General features: G+C 71.3%; 14 protein-coding genes. 5 read left to right on the top strand and 9 right to left on the bottom strand.

Going from position 1 to position 13,906, the window contains the following annotated elements:
* Positions 1 to 18 precede the first annotated feature (18 nt).
* The 5 genes from K7B10_RS24010 to mscL all read left to right on the top strand — a co-directional run bounded on the left by K7B10_RS24010 (position 19) and on the right by mscL (position 3,682).
* Positions 19 to 312, top strand: a complete 294-nt coding sequence (locus K7B10_RS24010) for an FmdB family zinc ribbon protein (protein ID WP_229338985.1) — start codon at positions 19 to 21, stop codon at positions 310 to 312.
* A gap of 83 nt (positions 313 to 395) precedes the next feature.
* Complete coding sequence (locus tag K7B10_RS24005) at positions 396 to 1,229, top strand: S-methyl-5'-thioadenosine phosphorylase (RefSeq protein ID WP_229338983.1); 834 nt, start codon at positions 396 to 398, stop codon at positions 1,227 to 1,229.
* Positions 1,230 to 1,553: 324 nt separating this feature from the next.
* Complete coding sequence (gene pyrF, locus K7B10_RS24000; protein WP_229338981.1) at positions 1,554 to 2,246, top strand: orotidine-5'-phosphate decarboxylase; 693 nt, start codon at positions 1,554 to 1,556, stop codon at positions 2,244 to 2,246.
* Between the two features lie 326 nt (positions 2,247 to 2,572).
* Entirely contained in the window at positions 2,573 to 3,007 is a 435-nt protein-coding gene (locus tag K7B10_RS23995) for a hypothetical protein (protein ID WP_308284629.1), read from the top strand.
* 138 nt (positions 3,008 to 3,145) lie between these two features.
* Complete coding sequence (gene mscL / locus K7B10_RS23990) at positions 3,146 to 3,682, top strand: large conductance mechanosensitive channel protein MscL (protein ID WP_229338977.1); 537 nt, start codon at positions 3,146 to 3,148, stop codon at positions 3,680 to 3,682.
* A gap of 4 nt (positions 3,683 to 3,686) precedes the next feature.
* On the opposite strand, the gene K7B10_RS23985 is transcribed toward mscL, so the two are convergent.
* The 9 genes from K7B10_RS23985 to pflB all read right to left on the bottom strand — a co-directional run bounded on the left by K7B10_RS23985 (position 3,687) and on the right by pflB (position 13,775).
* Positions 3,687 to 3,908, bottom strand: a complete 222-nt coding sequence (locus tag K7B10_RS23985; protein WP_229338975.1) for a hypothetical protein — start codon at positions 3,906 to 3,908, stop codon at positions 3,687 to 3,689.
* A gap of 97 nt (positions 3,909 to 4,005) precedes the next feature.
* Entirely contained in the window at positions 4,006 to 5,433 is a 1,428-nt protein-coding gene (locus tag K7B10_RS23980; RefSeq protein WP_229338973.1) for a NarK family nitrate/nitrite MFS transporter, read from the bottom strand.
* Positions 5,434 to 5,435: 2 nt separating this feature from the next.
* Positions 5,436 to 5,804 (bottom strand): DUF6755 family protein, encoded by a 369-nt coding sequence (locus K7B10_RS23975; RefSeq protein ID WP_229338971.1) that lies wholly within the window; start codon positions 5,802 to 5,804, stop codon positions 5,436 to 5,438.
* Complete coding sequence (locus K7B10_RS23970) at positions 5,801 to 6,454, bottom strand: QcrA and Rieske domain-containing protein (RefSeq protein WP_229338969.1); 654 nt, start codon at positions 6,452 to 6,454, stop codon at positions 5,801 to 5,803. The genes K7B10_RS23975 and K7B10_RS23970 overlap by 4 nt, the downstream gene beginning before the upstream one ends.
* A complete protein-coding gene (locus tag K7B10_RS23965; protein WP_229338967.1) occupies positions 6,451 to 7,050 on the bottom strand; it encodes a 4Fe-4S dicluster domain-containing protein in 600 nt (199 codons plus the stop codon). Before K7B10_RS23965 ends, K7B10_RS23970 begins: the two co-directional genes overlap by 4 nt.
* A gap of 7 nt (positions 7,051 to 7,057) precedes the next feature.
* Positions 7,058 to 9,376, bottom strand: coding sequence for a molybdopterin oxidoreductase family protein (locus K7B10_RS23960; protein ID WP_229338966.1), 2,319 nt, complete (start codon positions 9,374 to 9,376; stop codon positions 7,058 to 7,060).
* Positions 9,373 to 10,506, bottom strand: coding sequence for an MFS transporter (locus K7B10_RS23955; protein ID WP_229338964.1), 1,134 nt, complete (start codon positions 10,504 to 10,506; stop codon positions 9,373 to 9,375). Before K7B10_RS23955 ends, K7B10_RS23960 begins: the two co-directional genes overlap by 4 nt.
* Positions 10,507 to 10,607: 101 nt before the next feature.
* Complete coding sequence (pflA, locus tag K7B10_RS23950; protein ID WP_229338962.1) at positions 10,608 to 11,393, bottom strand: pyruvate formate-lyase-activating protein; 786 nt, start codon at positions 11,391 to 11,393, stop codon at positions 10,608 to 10,610.
* 111 nt (positions 11,394 to 11,504) lie between these two features.
* The gene (gene pflB / locus K7B10_RS23945; protein WP_229338960.1) at positions 11,505 to 13,775 is read right to left on the bottom strand and encodes a formate C-acetyltransferase; all 2,271 of its coding nucleotides are present in this window, start codon (positions 13,773 to 13,775) and stop codon (positions 11,505 to 11,507) included.
* Positions 13,776 to 13,906 lie beyond the last annotated feature (131 nt).

Here is a 13,906-nt window from a genome sequence, read left to right as displayed (position 1 = left end):
AGTGCCAGGAGGAAATTCGTGCCGACCTACCAGTACCAGTGCACCGAGTGCGGTGAGGGCCTTGAGGCCGTGCAGAAGTTCACCGATGACGCACTGACCGAGTGCCCGAACTGCCACGGACGCCTGAAGAAGGTGTTCTCCGCGGTCGGCATCGTCTTCAAGGGTTCCGGTTTCTACCGGAACGACAGCCGTGGCGCTTCGTCGAGCAGCACCCCTGCCACCTCGAAGCCGTCGACGCCCGCCGCCGCTCCGGCCGCTTCTTCGTCGTCCTCGACGTCGAGCACGAGCACCGGCTCCACGTCGGCCGCCTGATCCCCGGCTTCGTCCGATCTTCGTAAGGCCCCGTCGCCCTTCCGGGCGGCGGGGCCTTGCGCATGCCCGGTTAGGGTGGCGGCATGGCTAACGCAGAGATCGGTGTCATCGGCGGCTCGGGCTTCTACTCCTTCCTGGACGACGTCTCCGAGGTCCGGGTGGACACCCCGTACGGGCCCCCGAGCGACTCCCTCTTCCTCGGCGAGTTGGCCGGGCGCCAGGTCGCCTTCCTCCCCCGCCACGGCCGCAGCCACAAGGTCCCGCCGCACAAGATCAACTACCGGGCCAACCTGTGGGCGCTGCGCTCGGTGGGCGTGCGCCAGGTCCTCGGCCCGTGCGCGGTCGGCGGCCTGCGCACCGAGTACGGTCCGGGCACGCTGCTCGTTCCCGACCAGCTGGTCGACCGTACGAAGTCCCGCGCCCAGACCTTCTTCGACGGGGAGCCGCTGCCCGACGGAACCGTGCCGAACGTCGTGCACACCACCTTCGCCGACCCGTACTGCCCGGTGGGCCGCTCGGTCGCGCTGGCGGCGGCGCGCGGCCGGGAGTGGGAGCCGGTGGACGGCGGCACGATGGTCGTCGTCGAGGGACCCCGCTTCTCGACGCGCGCCGAGTCCAAGTGGCACGCGGCGATGGGCTGGTCGGTCGTCGGCATGACGGGCCACCCGGAGGCGGTCCTCGCCCGCGAGCTCGGGCTCTGCTACACGTCGATGGCTCTGGTCACGGACCTGGACGCGGGCGCGGAGACGGGTGAGGGGGTGTCCCACACCGAGGTCCTGAAGGTGTTCGGCGAGAACGTGGGCCGCCTGCGCGAGGTCCTCTTCGACGCGGTCTCGGCCCTCCCCGCCACGGATTCCCGCGCCTGCCTGTGCACCCACGCCCACGACGGCTGGGACCTGGGCATCGAACTGCCCTGAGCGCGGAGGCCTCGACGCGGCCTGGCTCCGGGCCTGGATCCGGGCCTGGGCCGCGGACCTCACGGCGCGGGTGGACGCCGTCCTCGCGGCCTTCGCCGCCTCCGCGAACGGCGGGTCCGGCCTCGTCGCGGGCGACCCGCCCGGCTTCCTCGAAGGCTCCGGAACGCGGTGGCGCGGTTCGCCGCCACGAGGACCCCGACGGCACTCTGACGCCGGGTGACGCCCGTGGGGCCCGTGCGGCCCGTGACGCGTACGGGACCGCTCCGCGCGCCCTCGCGGGGGGCCCTGAGGACGACGGGCCGGGCCGCGCCGCACAATGGCCGGGTGATCAACGACAGCCGGACGATCGTCGCCCTCGACTTCGCGGGTCGCAGGGAAGCGGAGGCGCTCGTCGACCGCCTCGGGGACGCCTGCGGCCACTACAAGATCGGGCTGGAGCTGCTCACCGCCGCCGGGCCGGGCCTCGTCGAGGAGCTGGTCGGGCGCGGGCACGAGGTGTTCCTGGACCTGAAGCTCTTCGAGATCCCGAATTCCGTGGCGGGCGCGGTACGCGCCGCGGGCGCCCTGGGTGCGTCCATGGTGACCGTGCACGCCATGGGCGGTACGGGGATCATGGCCGCGGCGGTGGACGCGGCCCGGGGGTTCCCCGGGCTGCGGGTGCTCGCGCTGACGGTGGTGACCAGCATGACCGGGCGCGATCTCGCCGACATCGGCATCGACGCGACCACCGACGAGCAGGTGCTGCGACTGGCCCGGTTGTCCGTGGGCGCCGGCTGTGACGGGGTCATCGCCGCCCCGGGCGAGACGGGCGCACTGCGGGACGCGCTGGGGCCGCGGGCCCTGATCGTGACGCCGGGCGTGACCCTGGCGGGCGGGAGCGCGGGCGAGCACGGCTCCCGGGCCGGGACGGCGCGGGCCGCCTTCGCCGCCGGGGCCTCGCACGTGGTGGTGGGCCGGGCGGTCACGCGGGCCGCCGACCCGGTGGCCGCGCTGCGCCGCGTACGGGCCGGCGGGTAGCGGGCACCGGCGGGTGACGGGCCGGTGCTCACTCCCCCGCGACCCCCGCAGCAGCTCGCCCGCGGTGCGGCGGGGGTCGCGGGGAGATCGCCGGGTCTGACGGCCGCCCACTCGTGTGGGTGACGGGGTTGTCCACAGGGTGGGGACTGTCCACAGGCCTGAGCGGGATTTCGCGGGACGGCGGATCGTGAGGGGTGTCCGGGCGCTGGGTCCGGGCATCGGAATCCGATTCACCGGTGGTGGCCGTCATGTCCAAGTCCCCTTGTTCCTCACCCTCTTCCACGTGTCCCCCCGCGCGCCCGGTCCCGTCCTTCCCCCCGCTCCGCGTGGGCCGGGGCGCAGACCGGTTGCGCCGGGCCGTCCGGCGCCGGCGGCGTGCCGCGTCGGGCGGCCTGGCCGTCCTGGCGGCCGCGCTGGCGGTGGTGGGCGGGACGGAGGCGGCCCAGGCCTCGCGGGGCGCCGCACCCCCGGAGGTGAAGTCCCCGCCGGCCGTGGTGCGGTGGGTGTCGGCACCCGTGCGCATCGCGGACGCGGCGACGGTGCGGCTGTTGCGGCCCGGGGACCGGGTGGACGTGGTCGCGGCGGAGCGCGCGGGTCCGCCGCGGGTGGTGGCCGCGGGCGCCCGCGTCGCCGAAGTGCCCGATCCGGAGAAGGGTGTTGCGGACGCCGGGGCGCTGGTCGTCCTGTCGGTGCCGAGGGACACGGCGCGGGCCCTCGTGGGAGCGGGCGCGGTGGCGCGACTGGCGGTGACACTGTGCTGAAGCGGACAGCGTCGAATCGGACTGGCGTTCAGTCACGTCCCCACCAGTCCTGCCCCGATTGGACACGCCGGGCCCGGACTGCCGTAGCTTTCGGAACCGTTGGCTCCATGTTCGGCGGATTCGAAGAGAGGCCCAGTAGTGAGCGAGAAGAAGAAGGAAGGCGTCCTGGCAGGCTTCAAAGCCTTCCTGATGCGCGGCAACGTGGTCGACCTGGCGGTGGCGGTCGTCATCGGCGCCGCGTTCACGAACATCGTGAACTCGGTGGTGAAGGGGATCATCAGCCCGCTGGTCGGCGCGATCGGCACGAAGAGCCTGGACGGTTACACGTCCTGCCTGAAGGGCCCCTGCGGCATCGACGCGAAGGGGGATGCCATCGGCGTGAACATCCTTTGGGGCTCGGTGCTGAACGCCGCGCTGACGTTCCTGATCACCGCCGCGGTCGTCTATTTCCTGATGGTGCTGCCGATGTCGAAGTACCTGGCCAGGATGGAGCAGCGCCGCCGGGCCAAGGAGGGCGTGCAGGAGACGATGGAGATCACCGAGCTGGTCGTCCTCAAGGAGATCCGGGACGAGCTCATCGCCCAGCGCGGCCAGAATGGCCAGGGCGGCCAGGGCGGGTACGGCGGCCAGGGCGGCCAGGGCGGCCAGTACGGTCACCCCGGCTCGGGGTACTAACAGGTCAGACGTGGTGCGGCGGCTTCTCGTCGAGGAAGCGGGCCAGGTCGGCCGCGCTTCCGGCGGAGGCCGGCCGCTCGCCCCACCCGCGGTCGGTGTCGTCCGAGGACTGCTGGTCCAGCGGGTCGTCGAAGACGAGCCGGGGCTTGGGACGCGGCGCGGGGGCGGCCTCGGGCCGGGGCTCGGGCTGCGAGGGCTGCGGGTCGGAGGCGGGGGCGCTGCTCATGCCTCCAGGGTACGGCCGCCCCCGCCCCGGTCCGCGACCCCGCTCCTGCCCCGACCCCGACCCCAACCCCGGCCCCTGCCCCGACCCCGGCGCCGGTTCAGCTGGGGGCCTCGGCGCCCGGGCGGGCGTAGAACCACCAGCACACGGCGAGGCAGGTGGCGTAGAAGCCGATGAAGAGCCACAGGGCGTTCGTGACGGCCATGGCCGCGAACATCGCGGGGATGAAGAAGAACCCGTAGGCGGCGATGGCGGAGGAGAAGCCGGTGACGGCGCCCGCCTCCATCTCCGACTGCTTCAGGGCCGCGGCCTGTGCCTCGGCCCCCTTGCCCTCGGCCTCCCGCATGTGCTGGTCCCGGAAGATCACCGGGATCTGGCGGAAAGTCGATCCGTTGCCGAGCCCGGAGAAGGCGAAGGCGGCGAGGAAGCCGATGAAGAACGCCCAGAAGCTGCCCTGGTCGCCACCCGACGGCAGCGCGAAGACCACCACGACCAGGGACGCGGCCATGCCGACGAACGACAGCATGGTGACCCTGGCGCCGCCCATCTTGTCGGAGAGCCAGCCGCCGGCCCAGCGCATGAGCGCGCCGACGAACGGGCCGATCCAGGCATAGGTGGTCGCCTGGTAGCCCTGTGCCTCGAAATTGTTCTTGATCAGCAGGGGCAGGCCGGCGGCGAAGCCGATGAAGGACCCGAAGGTGCCGACGTAGAGCCAGGTCATCAGCCAGTTGTGCTTGCGCTTGAAGATGATCTTCTGCTGGCTGAAGGGGGCCGCGGCCACCCGGAGGTCGTTCATCAGGAACCAGGCGAGCAGCGCCATGATCACCAGAAGCGGCACCCAGAGGAACGCGCCGTTCTGGAGCCAGATGTCGGTGTTCTCCTTCGCGTCGCGCTGCGGACCGCCCGCGGGCGCGCCCAGTACCGCGGCGGTGACCACCAGCGGGGCGACCAGCTGGACCACGCTCACGCCGAGATTGCCGAGGCCGCCGTTGAGGCCGTTGGCGCTGCCCTTCTCCCGCTTGGGGAAGAAGAAGCCGATGTTGGCCATCGAGGAGGCGAAGTTCGCGCCGCCGATCCCGCAGACGGCGGCGATCAGCGCCAGCTCCCAGTACGGGGTGCCGGTGTCCTGGAGCGCGAAGCCCAGCCACAGCATGGGCGCGATCAGGATGATCGTGCTGAACGCGGTGAACTTCCGCTCGCCGAAGATCGGCCCGATGAAGGTGTACAGGATCCGGAAGGTGCCGCCGGTGATGCCGGGGATGGCGGTCAGCCAGAACAGCTGCGACTTCGAGAAGCCGAAGCCCACGTCGTTCAGCTTGACCACGGTGACCGACCAGACCTGCCAGACCACGAAGCCGAGCATCAGCGCGGGGATCGAGACCCAGAGGTTGCGCTGGGCGACGGTGCGGCCGGTGGACTGCCAGAAGCCCTCGTCCTCGGGCCGCCAGTCTCCGATGGTGGCACCGGGCTTGTAGGTCTCCCGGCGGTGCGAGCGCACCGGGGAGGGGGCGGGGGTGGGTATGGACATGGTCATCGGTCCTTCGGGTCGAGGAGCCACAGTCCCAGCACGGCGAGGAAGGACAGGATCAGGAATCCCGCACCCCACCAGACCGTGCCGGTGTTGCCCTCCATCCACTCGTTGACGGTCACCGTCAGCCCCCAGAGCTGGCCGATCACGACCGTGAGGGCCAGGGTCAGACGGGCGTTGAGCTTCGAGGAGCGCTCCGGCTCCTGTTCGGAGCCGGAGCCCGGGCCGGGGCCCGTGTGCCGGATCCGCGGGTCTCCGTAGCCGCTGGTGGGGCGGATCTGCGGATACCGCTCCCGCACCGGCCGGTTCAGCCGGGGCTGGGCGCTGCCCGGTCGGTAGTCCGGGCGCGGAGGCAGCGCGCCGTCGCTCATGTCCGCCTGCTCTCGGTGGCGCGCTCCGCCCCGGCGCAGCCGAGCCTGCGGGCCATCTCGGGGCGGGACTCGCCGAACTGCCGGCACAGGGCTTCCTTCGCCGGCTCTCCCGACCGGGCGGTCGCGACGGCCCAGACGCTGCCGTCGACCTCTTCGGTCAGGAAGATCCTGGGGAGGGGGCGCGGCGGCGGGCCCGCGGTGACCTCGCCGGTGCGGGCGTCGAAGACGCCCTCGTGGCAGGGGCAGTACAGCTCCCCGTCGGCGCCCCGGTCCTCGCGCCACAGCACGGCGCAGGCCAGGTGGGTGCAGACGGCGGAGTAGCCGACGAGGGAGCCGTCCGACAGCCGTACGGCCAGGGCCCGGTCCTCGTCGCCGGGGAAGCGGAAGGCCAGGGACTCGCCCGGCGCCAGCTGGTCGGCGACCTTCTTGGCCCGGGGCAGGCCGTCGCTGTCGCCGTGCCGGTGCAGGATGCCGGAGGCGACGCCCACACCGCCGATGGCGAGGCCGCCGGAGACGGTGGCCACGATCCGCAGGTAGTCGCGGCGGGTGGTGAGGGAGTCGGCGCTGATCCGGTCGCGCAGCCGTTCGGCGGCGTCCTCTCCCGCGAGTTCCGGTCCCGTGGCGGGCGGGGGCGGTTCGGTGAGGCTCATCGCACATCCACTCCGTTGATCTCGACGACGGGCAGGCCGCCGGGGACGGGCCACTGGACCTTGTCGGCGGGGACGACCATCGCTACCCCGGTGCTGACCATGACGTCGCCGAAGGCGAAGGAGTCGGCGACCTGGACGCCGGGGCGCTCGGCCTGGAGCTCTTCGAGGGTTCCGTAGAAGAGGGCGCCGGTCGGGCAGACGGTGGCGCACATCGGTGCCAGCCCGTAGGCGGTGCGGTCGTAGCAGAGGTTGCACTTCATCTGGAGCTTCGCCTGGAGGTCGATCTTCGGGACTCCGAAGGGGCAGGCGTTGACGCAGTTGGCGCAGCCGATGCAGCGGCTGGTGTCGGCCTGCTGGACCACACCGTCGGCGGTCACGAGGATCGCGTCGGCGGGGCAGACCTCGGCGCAGGGCGCGACCGGGTCCTCGCAGTGCATGCAGACGGTCGGAAGGGAGGCGACGGACATGCCGGGGTCGGTGTAGTCCAGGTGGATCATCGACTTGCCGCGGTGGGAATCGCATTCGCGGCAGGCGGAGACGCAGGCCTGGCAGCCGATGCAGCGCCCCGGGTCGATGAAGATCGTGCGGCCCATCATGGCGGGGTCAGCTCCTCTCCGCCGTGCCACGGCCCTGCGGGGACGTGGGAGGCAGGCGGTCGGTGCGGGAGGCCTGGGCTTCCGGGTACGCCTCGTGGCCCGGGGCGGTGGGCGGCGCGGGCACCTCGTCGACCCGCTCGGCGGCCTCGATCCGGGCGGCGCAGACCTTGTACTCGGGGATCTTCGAGCGGGGGTCGAGGGCGTCGATGGTCAGGGCGTTCGCGGCCGTCGGGACGGGCCAGTGGTACGGGATGAAGACGGTGTCGGGGCGGATGGCCTCGGTGACCAGGGCCGGGAAGACCTCGCTGCCGCGGCGGGTGACCACCCTGACCGGGTCGCCGTTGCGGAAGCCGTGCGAGGGATGGACCTCGACCCAGGGGCGCGGGGTCTGCTCGACGAGGGCGCCCAGGCGGCGGGTCTGGTTGCCGGAGAGGAAGTGCGCGACGGTGCGGCCGGTGGTGAGCGAGAGGGGGAACTCGTCGGTGTAGGGGTCCATGGGCGGATGCCACTCCACGACCTGGAGGTGGACCTTTCCGTCGGGGTGGTAGGTCCGGCCGTCCTCGAACAGCCGGGGTGTGCCCGGGTGCTCGGTGGACGGGCAGGGCCAGGCGATCCCGCCGGTCTCCTCCAGCCGGTCGTAGGTGATGCCGTAGTAGTCGTTGACCGTGCCCGCGGAGGCGATCCGCAGCTCCTCGAACACCTCGCGGGAACCGGGGAACTCGAAGTGCTGCCCGGCGCCGAGCCTTCGGGCCAGCTCGCAGATGACCCAGGTGTCGGTGCGCACCCCGGCGGGGGGCTCCTGGGCCTTGTTGTGCTTGACCACGCGGGCCTCGGCGTTGGCCATCACGCCCTCGTCCTCGGCCCAGGTGGTGACGGGGAAGACGACGTGGGCGTTGGCTGCGGTCTCGGAGAGGAAGAAGTCGAACTGGGCGTGGAACTCCGCGGTGTCGTAGCCGTCCTTGACCACCGCGTAGTTGGGGAGGGAGACGAAGGGGTTGTTGCAGATGCCGATGAGGCCGCGGATCTCCCGCCGCTGCATCTGCCAGACCATTTCCATCATGGAGGTCCCGGCGCCGGGGAGTTCGGATTCCTCGATGCCCCAGATCCGGCAGATCTGCGCCCGGTGCTCCGGGTTGGTGATGGAGCGGCCGCCGGGGAGGAGGTCGGACTTCTGGCCGTGCTCCCGGCCGCCCTGGCCGTTGCCCTGGCCGGTGATGGTGCCGTAGCCGGCGCCGGGCTTGCCGAGGTGGCCGGTGGCGACGCACAGGTTGATGACGGAGAGGCAGTTCTCGACGCCCTGGGAGTGGTGTTCGATGCCGCGGGCGTGCCATGCCATGGCCTTGCCCGCGCCGGCGAAGACACGCGCGACCTGGACGATCTGCTCGGCGGGGACCCCGCAGATCTCGGCGGAGCGGGCGGGCGGGTACTGCGCGACGGTCGCCTTGACCTCGTCCCAGCCGGTGGCGTGGGCGGCGAGGTAGGCCTCGTCGGTCAGGCCCTCGGCGACGACGACGTGCAGGACGGCGTTGAAGAAGGCCGAGTCGGTGCCGGGCTTGATCGCGACGTGGATGTCGGCGGTGCGGGCGATGGCCGTCTCACGCGGGTCGACCACGATCAGTGTGGCCCCCCGGTCCCGCGCGCCCCACAGGTACTGGGTCATCACGGGGAAGCACTCCCCCACGTTCGATCCGGCGATGAGCAGGCAGTTCGTGAGGAGGATGTCGGAGAAGGGGTTGCCGGCCCGGTCGATGCCGAAGGCGAGCTTGTTGGCGCCCGCGGCGCTGACCATGCACAGGCGGCCGTTGTAGTCGACGTGCTTGGTCTTCAGCGCGACCCGGGCGAACTTGCCGACCAGGTACGTCTTCTCGGAGAACAGGCTGGCGCCGCCGAGCAGCCCGAACGCGTCGTTCCCGTACGCGCCCTGGATGCGGCGGATCTCGGAGACGGTGAAGTCCAGGGCCTCGTCCCAGGAGCACTCCCGGAACTCCTCGTCCCGGGAGCGGCGCATCAGCGGCGCCGTCAGCCGGTCGGGGTGGTTGACCTGCTGGTACGCGTTGATCCCCTTGGGGCACAGCCGCATCCGGTTGATGTCGTGGTTGCGGGGCTCCACTCCGAAGACCTTGCCGCCGCGGTCCACCCGCAGGTACATCCCGCACTGCACCCCGCAGAAGCAGCAGTGGGTGGGGACGAGGGTCTCGCCGTTCTGGTCGGCGTGCCACTGGTCGGCCGGGATGCCGCCCGCGTCGCGGAAGTTGCGCGTGCCGGGCGGGGCGATCGACGGGTCGAGGGGTGGGGCGGCCGCCTTGGCGGGGTCCGTCGCGGTCACTTGAAGCCCTTCTTGACGTGCGCGAGGTAGGCGTTGCCGCGCAGCACCCGCTTGCAGCGCGGGCAGTACTCGACGAAGGCGTTGAAGTCGAGCTTCAGGTCCTGCATGGTGCCGCGCAGGTTCTCGACGTACGGGGTGGTGTCGACGGGTTCGCCGCAGCGCTTGCAGGCGAAGACCTCCTCGTCCTGGCGGGCGGTGTACTTGAACAGCTGCATGCCGACGGCGGCGGGCCGCTGGACGATGTGGAAGAACTTCCCGAACGGGATGTAGATGAGGGTGAACACCACGGACACCATGTGCATCAGCGCCAGGAACTCGTACCCGCCGCCGTGCAGGAAGATCGAGGAGAAGGTGAGCAGCAGCCCGGTCACCGAGATCACGATCAGGCAGATCAGCGGCAGCAGGTCGTAGGCGAAGCGCTGGCCGGTGATGGCCCCGCGGTCCTTCATCCGCCGCCACAGGAAGTACGAGGCACCGGGGATGACGAGCACGGCGGCGATGTCCAGGCCGTGGAACATCAGCCAGCCGACGACGTTCAGCGCGTTGAAGCCGAGGACCTTGAAGCCCCAGATCCGCATCTCGTAGCCCGGTCCCGAGCCGGTGGACGAGGTGAAGGTGAACCAGCCCCAGGTGAGAGGGAAGGTGATCGCCGCGGCCAGCAGGCAGCCCCAGAAGATCAGCTGGTGAGCGGCCCAGCGGGAGCGGGAGCGGGCGCCGAGGAACTTCTGGAAGCCGAGGTAGGTGGCGATCATCCGCGGTACGGCGGTGGGGGCCTTGCGGAAGTTGGCGGCGGAGAAGAAGCTGCCGAAGCCCTTCTTGAACAGGCGCCGGGCGCCGGGCGCGGAGACCCAGACCGTGTACCGGTAGGCCACGCCGAAGGCGAGGAAGACGGTGGCGACCGCGTACGGGAGCAGCGCGGAGTCGAAGTCGCGCAGGAGCCGGCTGCCGAGCACGATCGCGGCGATGAGCAGGACCGACACGAGCGTGCCGGCGAGCGTGGCCCGTGCGGTGACGGACGGCCCGGCCGGCGGGAGGGTCCCCGTCAGCGGCGGTTCTGCCGGGCGCGGAGGAACGGACGGGGGCGGTGGCGTCGGCGGCTCCGCGGCGAGGGTTTCTGAGGGCTCGGGCACAGCACCACGCTAGGCGGTCTGTACCGATTAGTCCCGTTGTAACGTAGTTGAGGATGGGCCGGACGAGTGAGGGTGCAGCGGGCCCGCACCGCTCCCGCGGCTCAGACCGCCGTCAGCCCCCGCTGCTCGAAGACCGCCCTGGCCCGCTCGATCTGCTCCGCCGTGGGCGACGGGGTGTCGTGCAGCGTGAACTCCTTCCCGAGCGCCTGCCACTTCCCCTCCCCCAGCTTGTGGAAGGGCAGGACGTCGACCCGCGAGACGTTGCCGAGGCCCGCGGCGAAGGCGGCGACGCCCTCGACGTTCTCCCCGGCGTCGGTCAGCCCCGGCACGAGCACGAAGCGCAGGTGCACCTCCTTGCCGAGGCCGGCCAGGCGCCGGGCGAAGTCCAGCGTCGGCCGCAGCGGCCGCCCGGTCACCTTCCGGTAGGTCTCGTGGTCCCAGGACTTGATGTCCAGGAGCACCAGGTCCACGTCGCGCAGCAGCGCGTCGGTGGCCCGCGCGCCGAGGAACCCGGAGGTGTCCAGGGCGGTGTGCAGCCCGAGCTCGTGCTTCATCCGGTGCAGCAGTTCGCCCGTGAAGACGGGCTGGAGCAGCGGTTCGCCGCCGGAGACGGTGGCGCCGCCGTCGGCGGCGGCGATGAACCGCGTGTACTTGTGGGCCTCGGCGATGACGTCGTCGGCGCGGGTGCGCTTGCCGGCCCGCATCCGCCAGGTGTCGGGGTTGTGGCAGTACAGGCAGGTCAGCGGGCATCCGGAGAGGAAGGTGACGAAGCGGGTCCCGGGCCCGTCGACCCCCGTCGACAGGTCCCAGGAGTGCACCGAGCCCTCGCTGGGCCGGTGGGTCGCGGCAGCGGCCAGGGTCGTGGGAAGGGGAAGCAGGATGGTCATGGCAGGCGCCCCTCGAGCTGTGGTCCGTCGTTTCTCGATCTCGGTCGGAGATCCTTGGTGGGCGGTCCGGAGCCGGATGAGGGCCGGCCCCGGACCGCACGGCCCTCCGGGCTACAGCGAGCCGTGGAAGGTGCGGTTCAGCACGTCGAGCTGCTGGTCCCGCGTCAGCCGGACGAAGTTCACCGCGTAGCCGCTGACGCGGATGGTCAGCTGCGGGTGGTTCTCCGGGTGCTCCATGGCGTCCCGCAGCACCTCGCGACGGAGAACGTTGACGTTCATGTGGAAGCCGTCGCCGGCCGTGTAGCCGTCGAGGACGCCCGCCAGGTTCCTGATCCGCTCCTCGGGGGTGCGCCCCAGGCCGTCGGGGGTGACGGTGTTGGTCAGCGAGATGCCGTCCTCGGCGTCCTCGTACGGCAGCTTCGCGACCGACAGCGCCGAGGTGACGTAGCCGTGGGTGTCGCGGCCGTTCATCGGGTTGGCGCCCGGGGAGAACGGCTCGCCGGCGCGGCGGCCGTCCGGGGTGTTGCCGGTCTTCTTGCCGTAGACCACGTTCGATGTGATCGTCAGCACGGACTGGGTGTGCTCGGCGCCGCGGTACGTCGGGTGGCGGCGCACCTTGCGCATGAACTCCTCGACCAGCCAGACCGCGATGCCGTCGACCCGGTCGTCGTTGTTCCCGTACGCCGGGTACTCGCCCTCGACGGTGTAGTCGACGGCCAGCCCGGTCCCGTCGCGGACCACCCCGACCCTGGCGTACTTGATGGCGGACAGGGAGTCGGCGGCCACCGACAGACCGGCGATGCCGCAGGCCATCGTGCGCCGCACGTCGCGGTCGTGGAGCGCCATCTCGATGCGCTCGTACGCGTACTTGTCGTGCATGTAGTGGATGACGTTCAGCGCGTGGACGTACGTGTCGGCGAGCCACTCCATCTGCGCGTCGAACTTGGCCATGACCTCGTCGTAGTCGAGCACGTCCGCGGTGATGGCACCGCCGGCCGGGCCGACCTGCTCCCCGGACTTCTCGTCCCGGCCGCCGTTGATCGCGTACAGCAGGGTCTTGGCGAGGTTCACGCGGGCGCCGAAGTACTGCATCTGCTTGCCGACCGGCATCGCCGAGACGCAGCACGCGATCGCGGTGTCGTCGCCGAAGCGCGGGCGCATCAGCTCGTCGGACTCGTACTGCACCGAGGAGGTGTCGATCGAGACGCGCGCGCAGAACTCCTTGAAGCCCCGGGGCAGCCGCGGCGACCAGAAGACGGTCATGTTCGGCTCGGGGGCCGGACCCAGGTTGTAGAGGGTCTGCAGGTAGCGGAAGGAAGTGCGGGTGACCAGCGGGCGGCCGTCCTCGCCCATGCCGCCGATGGACTCGGTGACCCAGGTCGGGTCACCGGAGAACAGCTCGTCGTACTCGGGCGTGCGCAGGAAGCGCACGATCCGGAGCTTGATGATGAAGTCGTCGACGAGCTCCTGCGCCTGCTCCTCCGTCAGGACCCCGGCCTCGATGTCGCGCTGGAGGTAGACGTCGATGAAGGTGGAGGTGCGGCCCAGCGACATGGCGGCGCCGTTCTGCTCCTTCACGGCGGCCAGGTAGGCGAAGTACAGCCACTGGACGGCCTCGCGGCCCGTGCGCGCGGGGGCGGAGATGTCGTGGCCGTACGAGGCGGCCATCGCCTTGAGCTCGGCGAGCGCGCGGATCTGCTCGGAGAGCTCCTCGCGCAGGCGGATCGTCTCCTCCAGCGGGCGGGGGCTCGCGGAGAGGGAGTTCAGCTCCTCCTTCTCCTCCTTCTTGACCGCGATGAGGCGGTCGACACCGTAGAGGGAGACGCGGCGGTAGTCGCCGATGATGCGGCCGCGGCCGTACGCGTCCGGCAGCCCGGTGATGACGCCGGCCTTGCGGGCGGCGCGGATCTCGGGGGTGTAGGCGTCGAAGACACCGGCGTTGTGGGTCTTGCGGTACTCCGTGAAGACCTTCTCCAGCTCCTCGGAGACCGGGTAGCCGTACGTCTCCAGGGCGCCGGCGACCATGCGCCAGCCGCCGTACGGCATGATCGCGCGCTTGAGCGGGGCATCCGTCTGGAGGCCGACGATCAGGTCCTTCTCGCGGTCGATGTACCCGGGCGCGTGCGCGGTGATGGTCGACGGGATGTCGTACGCGACGTCGAGGACGCCCTTCTCGCGCTCCCGCGGGAACGTGTCGGTGATGACCTTCCAGACGGCGGTGGTGCGGGGGGTGGGGCCGGCGAGGAACTCGTCGCCGCCCCCGTACGGCGTGTAGTTCTGCTGGATGAAGTCGCGTACGTCGATGGCGTCGCGCCACAGACCGCCCTTGAAGCCCTCCCAGGCCTCGCCGTTCTCGGTGGTCTCCGCGGGGATGGCAGTCATGGCCGGCACCTCTCGATCCAGATCCGTCGCCTCGTTGCTTGATTCCATTGGACGCCGTTTGATCGATCATTTGCCGCCGCGTTGGTCCCGACCTGCGGCCCGAAGGTCCCGCCGCGCGCGAAGGCTCCACC

Origin of the sequence: Streptomyces flavotricini (assembly GCF_020639365.1) — a bacterium.
In the GTDB taxonomy this organism is placed as follows: domain Bacteria; phylum Actinomycetota; class Actinomycetes; order Streptomycetales; family Streptomycetaceae; genus Streptomyces; species Streptomyces flavotricini.
This window is presented reverse-complemented; position numbering and strand designations above follow the sequence as displayed.